Annotated in this window: 15 protein-coding genes; 11 read left to right on the top strand and 4 right to left on the bottom strand. The window is 63.8% G+C overall.

Going from position 1 to position 18,789, the window contains the following annotated elements:
• Complete coding sequence (locus tag BLS52_RS09225) at window positions 1-780, bottom strand: HAD-IIA family hydrolase (protein ID WP_090586128.1); 780 nt, start codon at window positions 778-780, stop codon at window positions 1-3.
• 70 nt (window positions 781-850) lie between these two features.
• On the opposite strand from BLS52_RS09225, the gene BLS52_RS09220 reads away from it, so the two are divergent.
• Window positions 851-1,501 (top strand): TrmH family RNA methyltransferase, encoded by a 651-nt coding sequence (locus BLS52_RS09220; protein ID WP_090586125.1) that lies wholly within the window; start codon window positions 851-853, stop codon window positions 1,499-1,501.
• A 5-nt stretch (window positions 1,502-1,506) separates the two neighbouring features.
• Here the strand turns inward: BLS52_RS09220 and BLS52_RS09215 are convergent, their stop codons facing one another.
• Complete coding sequence (locus BLS52_RS09215; RefSeq protein WP_090586121.1) at window positions 1,507-2,001, bottom strand: MarR family winged helix-turn-helix transcriptional regulator; 495 nt, start codon at window positions 1,999-2,001, stop codon at window positions 1,507-1,509.
• A gap of 199 nt (window positions 2,002-2,200) precedes the next feature.
• Between BLS52_RS09215 and sigK the strand changes: the two genes are divergently transcribed.
• The 3 genes from sigK (at window position 2,201) to BLS52_RS09200 (ending at window position 4,313) form a co-directional block, all read left to right on the top strand.
• Complete coding sequence (sigK, locus tag BLS52_RS09210) at window positions 2,201-2,773, top strand: ECF RNA polymerase sigma factor SigK (protein ID WP_217636735.1); 573 nt, start codon at window positions 2,201-2,203, stop codon at window positions 2,771-2,773.
• A 98-nt stretch (window positions 2,774-2,871) separates the two neighbouring features.
• Window positions 2,872-3,891 (top strand): class II fructose-bisphosphate aldolase, encoded by a 1,020-nt coding sequence (gene fbaA, locus BLS52_RS09205; protein ID WP_026544741.1) that lies wholly within the window; start codon window positions 2,872-2,874, stop codon window positions 3,889-3,891.
• Window positions 3,891-4,313, top strand: a complete 423-nt coding sequence (locus tag BLS52_RS09200; protein WP_026544740.1) for a DUF3151 domain-containing protein — start codon at window positions 3,891-3,893, stop codon at window positions 4,311-4,313. The genes fbaA and BLS52_RS09200 overlap by 1 nt, the downstream gene beginning before the upstream one ends.
• Window positions 4,314-4,419: 106 nt before the next feature.
• Here the strand turns inward: BLS52_RS09200 and BLS52_RS09195 are convergent, their stop codons facing one another.
• A complete protein-coding gene (locus tag BLS52_RS09195; protein ID WP_090586117.1) occupies window positions 4,420-5,034 on the bottom strand; it encodes a TetR/AcrR family transcriptional regulator in 615 nt (204 codons plus the stop codon).
• Between the two features lie 256 nt (window positions 5,035-5,290).
• Here BLS52_RS09195 and BLS52_RS09190 point away from each other — a divergent pair, with 256 nt between their 5' ends.
• From BLS52_RS09190 to BLS52_RS09175, 4 genes are all read left to right on the top strand, one after another.
• Entirely contained in the window at window positions 5,291-6,223 is a 933-nt protein-coding gene (locus BLS52_RS09190; RefSeq protein ID WP_090586114.1) for a carbohydrate ABC transporter permease, read from the top strand.
• Between the two features lie 65 nt (window positions 6,224-6,288).
• Entirely contained in the window at window positions 6,289-7,122 is an 834-nt protein-coding gene (locus BLS52_RS09185) for a carbohydrate ABC transporter permease (RefSeq protein ID WP_090586185.1), read from the top strand.
• Between the two features lie 66 nt (window positions 7,123-7,188).
• Window positions 7,189-8,520, top strand: a complete 1,332-nt coding sequence (locus BLS52_RS09180; RefSeq protein WP_090586113.1) for an ABC transporter substrate-binding protein — start codon at window positions 7,189-7,191, stop codon at window positions 8,518-8,520.
• A gap of 156 nt (window positions 8,521-8,676) precedes the next feature.
• Window positions 8,677-11,781 carry a glycoside hydrolase family 2 TIM barrel-domain containing protein gene (locus BLS52_RS09175; RefSeq protein WP_090586110.1) on the top strand — a complete coding sequence of 1,035 codons (3,105 nt, stop codon included), beginning with the start codon at window positions 8,677-8,679 and terminating at the stop codon, window positions 11,779-11,781.
• A 173-nt stretch (window positions 11,782-11,954) separates the two neighbouring features.
• Here the strand turns inward: BLS52_RS09175 and BLS52_RS09170 are convergent, their stop codons facing one another.
• On the bottom strand, window positions 11,955-12,602 hold the full coding sequence (locus BLS52_RS09170) for a hypothetical protein (RefSeq protein WP_051470598.1): 648 nt from the start codon (window positions 12,600-12,602) through the stop codon (window positions 11,955-11,957).
• Between the two features lie 128 nt (window positions 12,603-12,730).
• Here BLS52_RS09170 and BLS52_RS09165 point away from each other — a divergent pair, with 128 nt between their 5' ends.
• Genes BLS52_RS09165 through narJ form a run of 3 tightly spaced genes read left to right on the top strand, consistent with a single transcriptional unit; the run spans window position 12,731 to window position 18,788 of the window.
• Window positions 12,731-16,447: a nitrate reductase subunit alpha gene (locus tag BLS52_RS09165; protein ID WP_090586107.1), complete on the top strand. Its 3,717-nt coding sequence runs from the start codon at window positions 12,731-12,733 to the stop codon at window positions 16,445-16,447.
• A complete protein-coding gene (narH, locus tag BLS52_RS09160) occupies window positions 16,447-18,117 on the top strand; it encodes a nitrate reductase subunit beta (RefSeq protein ID WP_090586105.1) in 1,671 nt (556 codons plus the stop codon). The genes BLS52_RS09165 and narH overlap by 1 nt, the downstream gene beginning before the upstream one ends.
• Window positions 18,114-18,788, top strand: a complete 675-nt coding sequence (gene narJ / locus BLS52_RS09155; RefSeq protein WP_084033561.1) for a nitrate reductase molybdenum cofactor assembly chaperone — start codon at window positions 18,114-18,116, stop codon at window positions 18,786-18,788. The genes narH and narJ overlap by 4 nt, the downstream gene beginning before the upstream one ends.
• Window position 18,789: the final 1 nt, after the last annotated feature.

The raw sequence follows: 18,789 nt of genomic DNA, 5'->3' as shown, positions 1-18,789 counted from the left end.
TTACACCTGCTCGATCAGGTCCTGGACTGAATCCACAATCTGCGCCGGTCGGAACGGATAGGCATCGATATCCGCGCGCTGCGTGATACCCGTGAGCACCAGCACGGTGTGCAGCCCGGCCTCCATACCGGCGATGATGTCGGTGTCCATGCGGTCACCGATCATCGCGGTTGTCTCCGAATGCGCGTCGATCTGGTTCATGGCGGAGCGGAACATCATCGGGTTCGGCTTGCCCACAATGTAGGGCTCACGGTTGGTGGCCGCCGTGATCAGCGCCGCTATTGCGCCGGTGGCCGGCAACGGACCCTCCTTCGAAGGCCCGGTGGTGTCAGGGTTGGTGGCGATGAACCGTGCCCCGTCGAGGATCAGCCGGATGGCCTTGGTGATCGCCTCGAACGAGTAGGTGCGGGTTTCGCCGAGCACCACGTAGTCCGGGTTCTGGTCGGTGAGCACAAAGCCTGCCTCATGCAGCGCCGTCGTCAGTCCGGCCTCACCGATCACATAGGCACGCCCGCCGGGCAGCTGGTCCTGCAGGAACTGTGCGGTGGCGAGGGCCGAGGTCCACAGGTTTTCCTCCGGCACCTCAAGCCCTGACGCCTTCAACCGGGCGGCGAGGTCACGCGGGGTGTAGATCGAGTTGTTGGTGAGGACCAGGAACCGGCGGGAGGTTGCCACCCAGCGGTCGATCAGTTCCGCGGCTCCGGGAATCGCCTGGTTCTCATGGACCAGGACGCCATCCATATCGGTCAGCCAGCACTCAATGTGTTCGTTTTCGCGCATTCGCTTCTTCCGTGACGACGTTGGATTTGGGCATGAACCCGGGATCAGTCTTTCACCTTAGTCTTGGGGGGTGGAAGAAACCGTGGAAAACCCTCCGGGAACAGTGGGCGTCGGGCCGTGGGAGGGCGTCTGGCCCTCCGGTCCGCAATGGGATGCAGAACTGCTTGCGCACGGCGACACCCGCAACGTTGTTGACGAATACCGCTACTGGAAGCACGAGGCGATCGTCGCGGATCTCGATTCCCGGCGGCACAACTTCCACGTCGCCATTGAGAACTGGCAGCACGATCTCAACATCGGTTCGGTGGTGCGCACCGCCAATGCTTTCCTTGCGCGTGAAGTCCACATCATCGGACGACGCCGGTGGAACCGGCGCGGCGCCATGGTCACCGACCGCTACCAGCATGTCCGCCACCATCCCACGGTGGAGGAATTCGTTGCGTGGGCGCAGTCGGCGGGCCTGAGGGTCATCGGGATCGACAACTTCCCCGACTCCGTGCCGCTGGAAACGTACGACCTGCCGCGCGACTGCGTCCTCGTCTTCGGCCAGGAAGGGCCGGGGCTCACAGCCGAGGTCCATGCGGCGGCGGACGCTACGCTGTCCATCGCCCAGTTCGGGTCCACCCGGTCAATCAACGCCTCGGCGGCGGCAGCAATTGCCATGCACGGCTGGGTGCGCCGCCACGTGTTCAACCAGCGGGTGGGCTCCCAGCTGTCCTGATGTCCTCAGTCGATCTGGTCGACTGCTTCCCGCATGCGCGTCAGGAAATCAACGACGACGGCGGCATCCTCCGGTGGGAGGGACCGGGCCACCTCCACCATTCGCGTATGCATGGTTCCCATGGTCTGGCGCACCTCGGCGCCCGACTCGGCGCTCGCCTCGAGCACCAGAGCACGGCGGTCCCGGGGGTGGGGCTTTCGACGCACATGACCGCTCCGCGCCAGCCGGTCAATCAGGGTGGTGGTGGCCGCGGAGGATATCCCAAGCTTCGCCGTGAGCTCCTTGGGGCTGACTTCCCGGCCGGCATACTGGGCTTCCAGAAGGTACCGGAGGGCCAACAGGTCCGTCTCGTTCATTCCCATGGACGAGCGTGTCCGGCGCCGCATGGCCGTTTCCGCGGCCCGGTAGTCGCGAAGAGCGTTGAGCACGTCGAGGTCCGCAGCGGCCCGCCCATACCAGTAGCCCGTGGATCGGGTGGGTACATCCGGAATGGTGCTCATAGCGGCCATCCTAGCATTTTCACTAGGCAGGCTTGCAGGATGTTCGGCTACTAGGTAGGTTTCCTAGTGAAACGAAAGATAAACTACTAGGTAACCTAGTAATTGAGATTGGAAGTACGGCAATGCCGCTCACCGTCACCCTGGGGCAGTCAGGCCCCCAGATGCCACAGCGATGACCTGCACCGGGGATGCCCCGACCATGGCGCCTACCGCAGAACCCGACCTCGCCCGCCTGCTGCAGCAGACAGGCAATGGGGATGAGGCATCATTCACCGAGCTGTACCGTTCCACCAGTGCGCGGGTCTTCGGGCTGGTGCGAAGGATCGTGGTTGACCCGGCGATTTCCGAAGAGGTGACACAGGAGGTCTTCCTTCAGGTCTGGAACAAGGCCGGCGAATTTTCCCCGCACCTCGGGTCGCCGATGGCCTGGCTCATGACACTTGCGCACCGCCGCGCAGTGGACAGGATCCGCTCGGAGCAGGCACACCGGGACAGGCTCAACCGCTGGTCGGAGACGGAAACCGGCACTCCCTTCGATGAGGTGACCGAGTCGGTCATGGCCCGGGACGAGTCCCTTGCGGTGAGGGCTGCGTTCAGTGCCCTGACCGACAAGCAGAGGCAGGCCATCGAGATGGCCTATTACCGGGGGCTCACCTATGCCCAGGTTGCCGAGGCGCTGGAGGCTCCCCTCGGAACGGTGAAAGCAAGGATCCGGGATGGCCTCGGCCGTCTCAGAAGCGCGCTCGACCCCGATTCATCGCTTGCGTCGTAAGGTTTCCGCGCAATTAGCGGCCTCGTTAGGATGGGACGGGAATGGGGCTTCATGTCCCATGAACCCTAGGTCGCCCAGAACCCATACGAGGAGTTGCCATGCCCATCGCCACACCGGACAGTTACGCCGAGATGATCGACCGCGCGAAGGCAGGCGGCTTTGCCTACCCCGCGGTGAACGTGACGTCCTCCCAGACCCTGAACGCGGCCATCCGCGGCTTCGCTGACGCCGGATCCGACGGCATCATCCAGGTCTCCACCGGCGGCGCGGCCTACTGGTCCGGCGCATCCGTGAAGAACATGGTTACCGGTTCGCTCGGCTTCGCGGCCTTCGCCCGTGAGGTGGCCAAGAGCTATGACGTGAACATCGCACTCCACACCGACCACTGCCCCAAGGACAAGCTGGACGAGTTCGTGATGCCGCTGCTGGCGGCCTCCGAGGAAGCCGTCAAGCGCGGCGAGGATCCGCTGTTCCAGTCCCACATGTGGGACGGTTCCGCCGAAACTCTCGAGGAGAACCTGCGGATTGCGCGGGAGATCCTGCCCAGGGCTGCTGCGGCGAAGATCATCCTCGAGGTGGAAATCGGTACCGTGGGCGGCGAGGAAGACGGCGTGGAGAACGCCATCAACGACAAGCTCTACACCACGGTCGATGACGCACTGGCCACCGTTGACGCGCTGGGATCCGGCGAGAACGGCCGCTACATCACCGCGCTCACCTTCGGCAACGTGCACGGTGTGTACAAGCCGGGCGGCGTGAAGCTGCGCCCGGAGATCCTGAAGGACATCCAGGAGCAGGTGGGCGCCAAGATCGGCAAGGACAAGCCGTTCGACCTGGTGTTCCACGGCGGATCCGGTTCCAGCGACCAGGAAATCGCCGACGCCGTGTCCTATGGCGTCATCAAGATGAACATCGACACCGACACCCAGTATGCGTTCACCCGCCCGGTTGCCGATCACATGTTCAAGAACTACGACGGCGTTCTGAAGGTTGACGGTGAGGTCGGCAACAAGAAGACCTATGACCCACGTGTGTGGGGCGCATCTGCGGAAGCAGGGCTGGCGGCCCGTGTTGTCGAGGCAGCAAAGTCGCTCGGTTCAGCCGGCAAGAAGCTCTGATGTCGGACGAGTTCCGCAAGAACCTGCTGGGACCGGAGCCCACCCTTCTTCCCGAAGAGCCCGACGTCGTGGCGCGGTTGGCGGCAGGGGAGGAGGCTGTCGATCTGGCAGCCAGGCACCCGACGTCGTCGTTGGTGTGGGCCATTCTGGCCGACGAGGCGTACCGCGAGGGCCGGACCATCGAGTCCTATGCCTACGCACGGACCGGCTACCACCGCGGACTGGACTCGTTGCGGCGTAACGGGTGGCGTGGAGCCGGGCCGGTGCCGTACTCGCATGAACCCAACCGCGGGTTCCTGCGGGCATTGAATGCACTGGGCCGCGCGGCCGCCTCCATCGGCGAGATCGATGAGGCGGAGCGCATCGCCAAGTTCCTGCGGGAGTCTGACCCGGAGGCAAGCGAAAAGCTTTCCGGATCCTGACTTCCCGGTGAAGAAGGGCCGCACTCCCACAGGGAGGGCGGCCCTTCGTCATGACCGGGCACTGTGGAAGTTGGCGGGCAACCGCCGCGCAGTCGCTACCGATTCATCAAACCAAGGAATCAGGGTTGATGAGAATCAGATCCAGATAGGCCTTAAGTGTCCCTGGCATGTCGACTTGTTCCGGACTCAAAAGCCACTGAGTCTGAATTCCATCCCATAGGGCGACGATTGTGGGTCCTGCGATGGCCGGGTCGACGCCGGGCCGCAATCGTCCAATGCTGGCCAGATAGCGTAGCTCATTGCTGTATTCGGCTCGAAGCCGTTGGAAACGCTTAACGAAGTACTCCCGTGCGGGATGGTCCCGCGTGGTCGCCTCACCGCACAATACGGAGTAGAGCTCGATTAGGTGGGGGACGCCTTCGTTGTTTTCTGCTTGTTCGGCTACCACCTCGGCAAAATGTTCCCGGGTGCCTGGTGTGTTGGGGCTAATTTCGTCTCGATACTCAAGAACTGCTACGAGGAGCTGCTCCTTCGTCGGAAAGTGATGAAGGAGTGTTGTTTGGGCAATTCCGGCCCGGTCCGCCACCTCCTGAATGCTCCCGCCGCTATAGCCTTTGGAGCCAAAAATGGATACCGCCGCCTCAAGGATTTCACGTCGGCGCGCGGCTGATTTGGCGTAGGGTCCACGTGTGCCTCGGCTTGCGGTGGTCTTTGTGCTCATGGAGTCAGTTTAGTTTGGGCTAATCTAGAGTAAACACTCGGGTTTCGTGTTATTCTCGTCATATCGACCTTCTGAATGCTCGACACCGCCTTTCGCGGGTGAACCAAGAAGCGATGAGGCGAGAACGCGTACCACCTATCACTCGGCACCCCGCGTGGAAGCTGGTGCTCAGATTGAAGTTGCCGACGTCGTCGCCATTCCCACTGGCACCGTCGGCGCTATAGGCACCGATCTAATAGGCAAGGAGGCCCTCCTGATGGCTACCCTCAATCAGGCCCATACCCCGTCGCTCAGGGCAGGGCGATCGCCGCGTACGGCGCATACGGGGCGCAGCACCCGCAGGGCGGTGGTGGTGTTCGTTGCGCCGTTCGCCGTGCTGTTTCTTCTGTTCTACGCGGCGCCGATCATCTACGCGGTGATCCAGTCGCTGCTGATGGTCGAGCGTGAGGGCACGTTCGGTGCACCGCAGCAGGTCTTCGGAGGGTTCACCCAGTACGCGCTGGTGTTCCAGGACTCCGCGTTCTGGGCCTCTGTGGGCCGGGTTCTCCTGTTCGGCGTGGTGCAGGTTCCGGTGATGCTCGGCATGGCGCTGCTGTTCGCGCTGCTGCTGGACTCGCCGCTGCTGAAGGGCAAGCGGTTCTTCCGGCTCGCGTTCTTCGCCCCCTACGCCGTGCCGGGCGTGATCGCCGCCATCATGTGGGGGTTCCTGTACTCGCCGTCGCTGTCCCCGTTCGGTGCCGTGACCTCGGAGATCAACTTCCTTGACGGGTCCCTGGTTCTCTGGGCGATCGCCAACATTGTGACCTGGGTGTACGTGGGCTACAACATGCTCATCATCTACGCCTCGCTGCTGGCCATCCCCACGGAGATCTACGAGGCGGCCCGGCTTGACGGTGCCTCCAACACGCAGATTGCCTGGCGCATCAAGATCCCGCTGGTCACCCCGGCCATCATCCTGACGGCGGTGTTCTCGATCATCGGCACCCTGCAGCTGCTGGCTGAACCGCAGACGCTGCGCAGTTTCAGCTCCGCGATCAGCAGCACCTACACGCCCAACCTCGCCGTCTACACCACGGCGTCGATTCCCAACTACAACCTGGCAGCTGCGTTCTCCGTTGTGCTGGCGCTCGCCACGTTCATCCTCTCCTTCGTGTTCCTGAAGGCCACCCAGCGGAAGGTATCCCAATGACCACGGCAGCCGCTCCCCTGACCGCCGCCGAGAAGGCGCACTCGCGGGGCCCACGTCAGAACGTGATGTCCCGTGCAGCCGCGATGCTGGTGATGGGCGTCTTCACCCTCTATTTCCTGACCCCGATCTGGTGGCTGCTGGTCACCTCGACGAAGACCGGCAGCGAGATCACCGGCTCCGCCGCGCTGTGGTTCACCCCGAATTCCATCTCCACCTTCTTCACCAACCTCACCGGACTGTTCCAGTACCAGGACGGTTTGTTCGTCAAGTGGCTCGTAAACAGTGCGCTCTATGCCGGTGCGGGAGCACTGCTCGGCACCATCATTGCGGCCATGTGCGGCTACGCGCTGGCCAAGTACGAGTTCAAGGGCCGCGAGGCGATCTTCAACGTGGTCCTCAGCGGTGTGCTGGTCCCGGCCACGGCGCTGGCCCTGCCGCTGTTCCTGATCTTCAGCGAAGTGAACCTCACCAACACCTACTGGGCGGTGTTCCTCCCCAGTCTGGTCAGCCCGTTCGGGGTGTATCTGGCGCGGATCTACGCCGCGGCCAGCGTGCCCGGTGAGCTCCTCGAAGCGGCCCGGCTGGACGGCTCCGGTGAGGTGCGGACCTTCTTCACCGTCTCCACCCGCCTGATGGCGCCGGCGCTGGTGACGATCTTCCTGTTCCAGTTCGTGGCCATCTGGAACAACTTCTTCCTCCCGCTGATCATGCTCCGCGACCAGGCGCTCTTCCCGGTCACCCTAGGCCTCTACGCCTGGAACAGCCAGATCAGCCAGATCCCCGAACTGCGCACCTACGTCATCATCGGGGCGCTGGTCTCGATCGTCCCGCTCATCATCGCGTTCCTCGGCCTGCAGCGCTTCTGGAGCAGCGGCCTCGGCGCGGGAAGCGTCAAATAAACCCGACCGCATGAAAATCACCGGAAGGCGCCCGCCTTCCGGCCTCATACACAAAGGAAAAATACAATGCGCAAGCATCATGGAAAGACCACCGCCGCCGTCGTCATGGTCTCTGCCCTGGCCCTCGCGGGCTGCTCCGGCGGGTCCAACACCGCCGGAGCACCAGGAGCTGCGGCGTGCGAGCCCTCCACCGAGCCTGTAGAGCTCACCTACACCGCATGGGTTCCGGGCATGGACAAGGTTGTGGAGCTGTGGAACGAGGAGAACCCGGACATCCAGGTGACCGTGCAGTCCGGCCCCAACGGAAATGCCGGCACGTACCGGAACTTCTTCAACCAGCTTCAGGCAGGCAACGCCCCGGACCTCGGCCAGATCGAATACGACGCGCTGCCCAACTTCCGGGTCCAGGACGGGCTCGAGAACATTGCCGCCTGTGAAGGCATCGCCGAGGCGAGTGACCAGTTCATCGACTGGACCTGGAACCAGGTGACGTTCGGTGAAGAGGACGCCGTCTACGCGATCCCGCAGGACAGCGGTCCGATGGCGCTGTTCTACCGCGCGGACCTGTTCGAACAGGCCGGCATCGAGGTCCCCACCACCTGGGAAGAGTACGCCACCGCCGCCGGGCAGATCCGTGAGGAAGGCGGTTACATCCACAACTTCCAACGCGCGGATGTGAACTGGTTCGCCGGCCTCGTCTGGCAGGCAGGTGGCCAGTGGTTCAGCAATGAGGAAGACGGCTGGTCGGTCAACCTGACCGGTGAAGAGTCCATGCAGGTGGCTGAGTACTGGCAGGGACTGCTCGAGGATGACCTTGTCTCCACGCTGCCCTCCTTCTCCGACGAGTGGAATGCCTCGATCAGCGAGGGCGACCAGTGGACGTGGGTATCAGCGGTCTGGGGCACCAGGCACCTGCAGAGCGCTGCCCCGGACAGCGCCGGCAAGTGGGCCGTTGCCCCGATGCCGCAATGGTCTGAAGACCAGAGCGCTGCCAGCAACTGGGGAGGCTCCACCACAGCGGTCCTGAAGGGGTCCGACCACCCCTACGAGGCCTCACAGTTTGCCCTCTGGCTGAATACCGACCCCGAAGCGCTGGCTCTCGCGAACGAACTCGGCGGGCTCTACCCGGCTGCTACCAGCGGCGCGGACCTCGCAGCATTCAGCGGTAAGTCCGAATTCTTCGGGGGACAGGCTGTCTACGACGTCTTCGCTGAGGCTACCCAGAACGTGGACCCCGAATTCACCTGGGGACCAACAATGACCCAAACCTATACAGATGTTTCCGACGGGTTCGGCCAAGCCATCGCAGGCGAGTCCACCCTCATGGAGGCCCTCCGGCGCGGTGAACAGCAAACCATTGAGTCGCTGAAAGCGCAGTCCATCCCTGTAGTCGAGTAACGCGTCCCAGGAACCAGTGCCCACTCGATCGGCCTGACACGGTGGATTGAGTGGGCCCCTTTCCCGGCGGGCGTTCCTCTCGGCCAGTCAAACCGTCGTAACCATAATCTTCCTCCATCCTCGCAGCCTGGAGGTCTCATTGAAGGAGCTGTCAAAGTGATCCCCAGCCGTTCTGAAGTTGCCGCCTACGTCACCGACACCGCCCCCGGAGGTGGAAGCCGCCTCCCAGCACGGTCTTGGCTGCGCAGCGACGCTCCGTCACTGACGCTCGACGGTGAGTGGCGCTTCCGCCGCCTCCGCGGCGTGCCCGGCACACCCGGCGGCCGAGGTTTCCTCCCCCAAAGCGAGGCGCCCGAAAGTATGGTCACCGAAGAATACGACGACGCCGCGTGGGACACGCTGCCGGTTCCAGCTCACTGGGTGCTTGAAGGCGACGGAGCGTACGGCCGTCCGATTTACACGAATGTCCAGTTCCCCTTCCCGTGCGACCCGCCGTTTGTCCCTGACGAGAACCCGACGGGTGACTACCGTCGCACCTTCGAGATTCCGGAGGAGTGGATGAAGGCTGAACGCATCGTGTTGCGCTTTGAGGGCGTCGAATCCCGTTACAAGGTATGGGTTAACGGCGAGGAAATCGGCTGGGGGGCAGGCAGCCGCCTGGCCCAGGAATTTGACGTCACTTCAGCTATTCGGACTGGAAGCAACACGATCGCCGTTCGCGTCCATCAGTGGTCCGCTTCAAGTTACATCGAGGATCAGGACCAGTGGTGGCTCCCGGGCATCTTCCGCTCCGTGACGCTTCAGGCACGCCCCGCTGGTGGAATTGAGGACGTCTGGCTCCGCACTGGATACCACGATGGAATCGGGACGCTCGATCCAGAGGTGAGTGCACCGGCGTCGTCGTTCCCTATCCGCCTCACCATTCCGGAGCTCGGGATAGACGTCGAGTGGACCAAACCTGCGGATGTCGCGCCGCTTGAGGTGGGCAGCGTACAAGCCTGGTCCGCCGAAATACCGCAACTTTACGATGCGACCGTCGCCAGCACCACGGAGGCAGTCGAGCTGAGGATCGGGTTCCGAACCGTCGAGATTGTTGGCGACCGGTTCCTGGTCAACGGCCGCACAGTGACCTTCCACGGCGTAAACCGGCACGAGACCCATCCGGAACAAGGACGGGTATTCGACGAAGACTTCGCACGTGAAGATCTTCTACTCATGAAGCGGTTCAATGTGAATGCTATCCGAACAAGCCACTATCCGCCCCACCCACGCCTGCTCGACTTGGCGGACGAGCTTGGCTTCTGGGTCATCCTTGAATGCGACATTGAGACGCACGGATTCGAGCGGCACGACTGGGTCGGAAACCCGAGCGATGACCCTGCCTGGCACGAGGCCTACCTCGACCGGATCGAGCGGACGGTGGAGAGAGATAAAAACCACCCGTCCATCATCATGTGGTCTCTTGGTAATGAATCGGGCACGGGTGGGAACCTCGCTGCCATGTCCGCATGGGTGCACGCCAGAGACGCCGGCAGACCGGTCCACTACGAGAGCGACTACGCAGGCGCGTACACAGACGTGTACTCGCGGATGTATTCGACGGTGCCTGAAACGGAGACGATCGGCCGCGACGGCGATACCAGTCCCCTGCTCGGCTGCTCACCCGCGGAGTCGGCCCGGCAGCGTACCAAGCCGTTCATCCTGTGCGAGTACGCCCACGCCATGGGTAACGGTCCGGGCAACCTCTCACTCTACGAGCGGCTTGTCGATCGCTACCCACGGCTGCACGGCGGGTTTGTATGGGAATGGCGCGACCATGGACTACGTACCCGAACGCCGGACGGGACAGAGTACTTCGCATACGGCGGCGACTTCGGTGAGGAAATCCATGACGGAAACTTCGTCCTCGACGGTCTCGTCCTCTCCGACTCCACACCGACCCCCGGCCTCTACGAGTTCAAGTCCGTCGTCGCCCCCGTACGGATATCCTTTGAGTCCCCTGAAGGAGAGCGTGCCGGAAGCAAACCTCTCCTGCGCGTGCGGAATCTGCGCCACACCGCCAGCACTGCGGATTTCACCTTCCGTTGGCGGCTTGAAGATAACGGCGAGAAGGTCGCATCCGGTGAGCTCTCCATCCTCGGCCTACACGGCGGGCCGCTTGAAGCCGGTGAGGAAGCAGTGCTCGGGCTACCGACGACGGGCGAGGGCTGCCAAGGAGAGGCCTGGCTAACCGTCGAAGCGGTGCTCGCTCACAGCACAGCGTGGGCGGAAGAAGGACACGAGATCACCGCCGCGCAGCTGCAACTCGCTGAACGACCCGCGCCAGCCAGACCACGGCCAGTCCAGGGTCCGCTGACACCCGCCACTGCCACCGGCACGCTCGAACTCGGGCCGGCCGTATTCGACGACGGCTGGCTCGTAGCGCTGGCAGGCCTCGCCGTAGACGGACCGCGTCTGGAACTGTTCCGTGCCCCCACCGACAATGACCGCGGCCGATTCGTCGGCAGCTACATCGACTCGGACCCCTGGGCGCCTGATATCCACGGTGTCCCGGGTAATGGCCGACCGGGCGCGTCATCAGCAGAACGCTGGAACTCGGCCGGGCTGAACCGCATGCACGGCAGGGTCCAATCAGTAGAAACCAAGCGGGACGCCGTGCGCGTCCGCACACGCTACGCAGCCGCGGACCACGCCCGTCACGTCACCGTCGATGAGACATGGCAGCTCGACGGACAGAACCTATGGCTGCGGGTCGACCTGCTCCCCAGCAGCGGCTGGAACGGCGTATGGCCGCGCGCAGGAGTCCGTTTCGGCCTACCTGACACCGTGGATGGCGTCTCCTGGTTCGGCCTGGGCCCGCACGAATCCTATCCGGATAGCCTCCAGGCGGCGCTTGTGGGGCGGTACCAATCGGGAATTGAAGAGCTCCCCGTCAAATACGGGCGACCGCAGGAGACAGGACACCGCAGCGGCTTGCGCTCCCTCAACCTCCGGACTGGAGCGCACCCGTGGCTCCGGATCGACTCGTTCGCCGATTCGCAGGGCCGACTTCCCGGTTTCACGCTATCCCGGCACACAGCCCAGGAACTCGCAACCGCAGCGCACCCCCACGAGCTCCCAGCCTCGGAACGCGCATGGCTGTATCTCGACGCGGCCCAGCATGGACTCGGCACCCGCTCATGCGGACCGGATGTATGGCCAACAGAGGCACTCGCCCCGGAAGCGCGCAGTATTAACCTCCTCATATCGGTGGCGGAATAGCGCGCGGGGGGGGGGGGGCGAACTTATTGCCTGCTGCAGGTGGAGGAGGTCCGTGTTTTTCCCAAGAGACCAGGGAACTGTGTGCTCGGCGTACCGGAAACGGCCGGAGTCTCCCTGCGCGGACGAGGCCTTCACGGGAGGAAGAAGGGCGCTCCCGGGGACTAGGAAGCGCCCTAGTAGCTCTCTTCGGCGCTCTCCCGGGCGGGTGAGGCAGCCGGCGGCAGCACCGTCGTCGTGACGTCCACCACCTGCGGCTTCTTCGGCACCGAGCTGAAGCCGAAGCGGACACGGGGGCGGACGCTGGTCAGTACGCCGAGTGAGTCGCCCGCCCAGGACGCCGTCGCCGAGGTGATGGTGCGGGCGCCGGTGACGCCGTAGAACTGCCGGCGTCCGTCCTTCGTGGCGCCTGCGGTGCGCACGCCGGGCATGAGGATCTTTGCGACGGGATTGATGGCGCTGAGCCAGCGGGGATGGGTGCCGACGGCCCGTGGGACGAGACCCAGCAGGCGTCCGACGGCGGTGCTCCCGCCCAGTTCCGCCCGGACAACAAGTGGCCCGGCGTCCAGGGAAAGCGAGTCTTCGCCCAGGCTGACCGTCAGCGGGACGGTGCGGACGATGTCGAAGGAATAGGTACCGGCAACGTAATCGGCCACCTCCGACGTCGGCGCCAAGAGGGTGCGCGTGCCTTCCCTGCTCTGGACCATGACGTCGGTGAATGCCCCCAGCGGGGACTCCGCCCACATGCCGATGACGATGCGGACGCCCGAGGTGGTGCCCAGGCTCGCGATGTGTCCTACAAACTGCTCAGTCTCGGCGCTCATGATTTCCATTATGTACGGTCCGGAGTTCGGTGCGCCGTCGAACTTGATTACCGCACATTTTCGTTGACTTATCCGGATTCGGCCGAAATGCCCTAGCCAGTAAAACTCGCCTGGCCTAGGTTGCTTTTATGGCACAGGGACCTGTTCGCGCGGGGGTTGATGGTCCGGCCTCTGACGCGCTTCTGAAATTCGGCCGCTTCTTCTCCAAATGGGATGAAACGGATGATGGACGGGCAGTCTTCAGGGAGGGTGGAAGAAGCGGTGACATCTTCTACCGTGACCGCTGGAGCCATGACAAGGTGGTCCGCTCCACCCACGGGGTGAACTGCACCGGGTCGTGCTCGTGGAAGGTGTATGTCAAGGACGGCATCATCACGTGGGAGTCGCAGCAGACCGATTACCCATCCGTCGGCCCCAACAGCCCGGAATACGAGCCGCGCGGCTGCCCGCGGGGAGCGGCATTCTCCTGGTACACCTACTCTCCGACGCGGGTCCGCTATCCGTACGGCCGCGGAGTGCTCATTGACATGTACCGGGAGGCCAAAACCCGGTTGAAGGACCCGGTGCTCGCCTGGGCAGACATCGTGAATGATCCCGAACGGCGCCGGCGCTACCAGCAGGCACGCGGCAAAGGCGGCCTGGTCCGGATTTCCTGGCAGGAAGCCGTCGAAATCGCTGCCGCGGCCCACGTCCACACGATCAAGGCACACGGCCCGGACCGCGTGGCCGGGTTCTCGCCGATCCCGGCGATGTCCATGGTGTCTCATGCGGCAGGCACACGGTTCATCCAGCTCATCGGTGGGGTGATGACCTCCTTCTACGACTGGTACGCAGACCTTCCGGTGGCCAGCCCCCAGGTCTTCGGGGACCAGACAGATGTGCCGGAGTCAGGTGACTGGTGGGACTCCACCTACCTCATGATGTGGGGGTCCAACGTCCCGGTCACCCGGACGCCCGATGCCCACTGGATGACCGAGGTGCGGTATCGCGGCACCAAGGTTGTCTCGGTCAGCCCGGATTACGCGGACAACACCAAGTTCGCCGATGAGTGGCTGCCCGCGCAGGCCGGCACCGATGCTGCGCTGGCGATGGGCATGGGGCATGTAATGCTCAAGGAGTTCTTCGTGGACCGCGAGGTGCCCTTCTTCCGGGACTATGTACGCCGGTTCACGGACCTTCCGTTCCTGGTCCGGCTGGAAGAGCACGACGGCGGCGGCCTGGTCCCGACCAAATTTCTCACCGCCGCGGACCTCGCCTCACAGGCACCCGGCGAGGATGATGCCTTCAAGACCGTCCTGTTCGACCGGAAAACCGGGCAGGCAGTGGTCCCGAACGGCACCATGGGTCACCGCTATAACGACGGCGGCATGGGCAAGTGGAATCTGGACCTCGGGGACACCGACCCGGCCCTGTCCATGCTGGAGACAGCCGACGCCGGCACCGCGGAGATCCTGATGCCGCGATTCGATGACCCGTCCGGTGAGGCGGGCGTCCAGCGCCGCGGGGTTCCGGTGCGGGAAGTGGAAGGGCACCTGGTCACCACCGTCTTTGACCTGATGCTCGCTCAATACGGTGTAGGGCGGGACGGTCTGCCAGGGGAATGGGCCAGCGGGTATGACGACGCGTCAACGCCCTACACGCCCGCCTGGCAGGAGGAAATCACCAGCGTCCCGGCCCAGGCCTGCATCCGTGTGGCACGTGAGTTCGCGCGCAACGCAGAACAGTCCAACGGCCGGTCGATGATCATCATGGGCGCCGGAATCTGCCAGTGGTTCCACGGTGACGCTACCTACCGGGCGGTGCTCTCCCTGCTCATGCTCACAGGCTGCATGGGCCGCAACGGGGGCGGCTGGGCGCATTACGTGGGCCAGGAAAAGTGCAGGCCGATCACCGGTTGGATTTCGCTGGCGAACGCACTGGACTGGTCGAGGCCGCCGCGCACCATGATCGGCACCGGCTACTGGTACATGCACACCGACCAGTGGCGCCAGGACGGCTATTCCGCTGACGCCCTCAAGTCACCGTTGTCCACCGGGAACCTTGACGGGATGCACACGGCGGACGCGCTCGCCCAGTCCAACCGCCTCGGGTGGATGCCGTTCTATCCGCAGTTCGACAGGAACCCGCTGGATCTGGCGGAGGAAGCTCAAAACGCCGTGGACAACGGGCAGGCGACCGATACGCCGTCGTACATCGCCGCGCAGCTGAAGAGCAGGCAACTCCACCCGGCCATTGAGGATGTCGACTCGCCCAAGAACTGGCCCCGCACCCTGATGCTCTGGCGGTCCAACCTGTTCGGCTCCTCCGCAAAGGGCAATGAGTACTTCCTCCGCAACCTGCTTGGGACCCACAACAACGTGATGGGTGAAGACCACTCAAGCGGCCAGCTTCCCAGGGACGTGAAATGGCATGAGGAAGCACCGCAGGGAAAGCTCGACCTGCTGGTCACCGCTGACTTCCGGATGACGTCGAGCACCCTGCTCTCCGACATCGTCTTCCCTGCAGCCACCTGGTATGAGAAGCACGACCTCTCCTCCACGGACATGCACCCCTTTGTCCATGCCTTCACACCGGCCATCGACCCGCCGTGGCAGTCGAAGTCCGACTTCGAGACTTTTCACCTCCTGGCAAAGGAGTTCTCCCGCCAGGCACGGACCCACCTGGGGGTCCGCAAGGACCTTGTCAGTGTGCCGCTGCAGCATGATACTCCCGGCCAGGTGGCCCAGCCCGGCGGCGTGGTGCGTGACTGGCGGAGGGAAGATATCCCGGCCGTGCCTGGACAGAACATGCCGAACTTCCAGGTGGTGGAGCGGGACTACACGGCCATCGCTGACAAGCTGGCTACCGTTGGACCGTTGGCGGACACCCTGGGGTTCACGGTGAAGAACATCACCTACCGTGTGAGCCGCGAGGTTGACCGCCTGGGCCACTCGAACGGCGTGATGCGGGGCGGAGCAGGCAACGGCCGTCCGGCAATCGACACTGACGCCAAACTTGCAGAGGCCATCCTCGCCTTCTCCGGTACCACCAATGGTGAGCTCGCGGTGCAGGGGTTCAAGGATCTCGAGAAGCGCACCGGCGTCAAGCTCGCCGATCTGGCCGAGGGATCCGAGGAAAAGCGCATCACCTTCGCGCAGACGCAGGCCGCGCCGGTGCCGGTGATCACCTCCCCGGAATGGTCCGGCTCGGAAACGGGAGGCCGCCGGTATGCGCCGTTCACCGTCAATGTCGAGCGGCTCAAACCATGGCATACCCTCACCGGCCGCATGCACTTCTTCCTGGACCATGACTGGATGCGTGACGTCGGCGAGGCACTTCCCATTTACCGTCCGCCGCTGGATATGAACCGTCTGTTCGGTGAACCGAAGCTCGGCCCGGACGGCACCCGGGAAATCACCGTCAGGTACCTGACGCCGCACTCCAAGTGGTCCATCCACTCCGAGTACCAGGACAATCTGCTGATGCTCTCCCTCTCCCGCGGCGGCCCGACCGTCTGGATGAGCCCGGGTGACGCCGAGTCCATCGAGGTCAGGGACAACGACTGGGTTGAGTGCGTCAACACCAACGGTGTGCTTGTCGGCAGGGCCATTGTCAGCCACCGGATGCCGGCCGGCGTGGTCTTTGTGTATCACGCACAGGAACGGACCATTGATGTGCCGAAATCCGAGGCGACCGGCCGGCGCGGCGGGATCCATAACTCGGTGACCCGCCTGCTGGTCAAACCCACGCACATGATCGGCGGGTACGCCCAACTGGCCTATGCCTTCAACTATCTCGGCCCGACGGGAAACCAGCGTGACATGGTGACGCGCGTCCGTCGTCGTTCCCAGGAGGTGCAGTACTGATGCGTGTCATGGCTCAAATGGGCATGGTGATGAATCTCGACAAGTGCATCGGGTGCCACACCTGCTCGGTGACCTGCAAGCAGGCGTGGACCAACCGGGCGGGCACGGAATATGTCTGGTTCAACAACGTCGAGACGCGGCCGGGGCAGGGGTATCCACGGCGCTACGAGGATCAGGAGAAGTGGCGCGGCGGCTGGACCCTGAACAAGCGCGGCCGGCTCAAACTGAAGGGAGGCGGACGGCTCCGCAAGATGCTGGGACTCTTTGCGAGCCCCGTACAGCCCGAGCTGAAGGACTACTACGAACCCTGGACCTACGACTACAAGAACCTCGTGGACGCACCGCTCGGCGACGACTTCCCGGTTGCCCGGCCCAAGTCACTGATTACCGGAGAAGACACCAAAGTCACCTGGTCCGCCAACTGGGACGACAACCTTGCCGGCACCTCGGAAATGGGCCACCTGGACCCCTTGGTGGAGAAGGTTCGCAGGGAGTCCGCGGACAAGATCAAGTTCGAGTTCGAGCAGACCTTCATGTTCTACCTGCCCCGGATCTGCGAACACTGCCTCAATCCCTCCTGCATGGCATCCTGCCCTTCGGGTGCCATCTACAAGCGGGTGGAAGACGGGATTGTCCTGGTGGATCAGGACAAGTGTCGCGGCTGGCGCCAGTGCGTCACAGGGTGCCCGTACAAGAAGATCTACTTCAACCACAAGACGGGCAAGGCGGAAAAGTGCACGTTCTGCTACCCCAGGGTGGAGGTGGGGTTGCCTACGGTATGTTCCGAAACCTGCGTGGGCAGGCTGAGGTACCTGGGGCTTTTCCTGTACGACGCCGACAAGGTCACCGAAGCGGCCTCCGTTCCGGAGGACAGGGATCTCTACCAGGCTCAGCTTGACGTCCTGCTTGATCCAAACGATCCCGCCGTTGTGGCGGCTGCGCGCGAGCAGGAGATCCCTGACGACTGGATCGACGCGGCCCAGCGGTCGCCGGTCTACGCACTCGCGAAGGTGTACAGGATCGCCCTTCCGCTGCACCCGGAATACCGGACCATGCCCATGGTCTGGTACGTGCCGCCGCTCTCTCCGATCGTGGACCTGCTGCGCGACCAGGGGCACGACGCCGAAGATCACGGCAACCTGTTCGGCGCGATCGATGAGCTGCGAATCCCGGTTGAGTACCTCGCGGAACTTTTCACGGCCGGCGACACCGACATGGTTACGGGAGTCCTGAAAAAACTCGCGGCCATGCGCTCCTACATGCGCGGCATCAGCCTGGGGAACGACCCTGACGACTCGATCCCGGAAGCGGTAGGGATGGAGGGCGAGACCATGTACGAAATGTACCGGCTCATGGCCATCGCCAAGTACGAGGAGCGCTACGTCATCCCGAAAGCACACGTCGAGCAGGCACACGACCTCGAGGAGATGGGTTGTTCCCTGGATTACGACGGCGGACCCGGCATGCAGGACTCACCCTTCGGAGAGGCCAGCGGCGTGCCCACGCCCGTAGCAGTGGAAACCTTCCACGCGTTGCAGCAGCGGCAGACCTCGGACGCACCGGGCGGACGGGAGACCCTGCGCGGCCGGGTGAACCTGCTGAATTGGGACGGGAACGGTGTGCCGGAGGGCATGTTCCCTGACAGGCAGGACGGGGAGGAGCCGCGATGAGCGGCCTGTTCGGTGCCCGGACATCGAAGAAGGAGAACAACGGGGCGGCCACAAGGATTGCTGTCACCTACCTCTCGGCGGCCTGGTGTCTTTCCTATCCGGATGAGGACCTGCTCGCGAAGGTCCCGGTCATCCGCGCGGCGCTCGCCGAGCACGACGGCGCACTGGCCCCTTTTGAGCCTGTCCTTCAGCAACTCGAAATGGGCACCCTGCCCGAAATTCAGGCCACCTACGTGCAGGAGTTTGACCTGAGCCGGAGGCATGCCCTTCACCTGTCCTACTGGACCGACGGCGACACCCGGAGGAGGGGAGAGGTGCTCACGGAGTTCAAGCAGGTGTACCGGAAAAGTGACGTGCTGGTGGACACGGGTGGTGAGCTCCCCGATTACCTGCCGATGGTCCTGGAATTCTCGGCCACCGTGAACCCCGGCGCAGGCCGGGAGCTGCTGCTGAAGTTCCGGCCGAGCATCGAGCTGCTCCGGCTGGCGCTACAGGACGACAGGCTGGCCCACGCGGGTATTGTCCGGGCCGTCTGCGACACCCTCCCCGGCCCGTCCCCGGAGGACCGGAACGCCGTCATGCGCCTGGCGGGGCAAGGGCCGCCCACCGAATCCGTGGGCCTGGACCCGTACGATCCGCGGCTCCTGCCGCTCAGTTCATCGAAAGGCTGAC

Origin of the sequence: Arthrobacter subterraneus, assembly GCF_900099735.1 — a bacterium.
Lineage (GTDB): Bacteria > Actinomycetota > Actinomycetes > Actinomycetales > Micrococcaceae > Arthrobacter_D > Arthrobacter_D subterraneus.
This window is presented reverse-complemented; position numbering and strand designations above follow the sequence as displayed.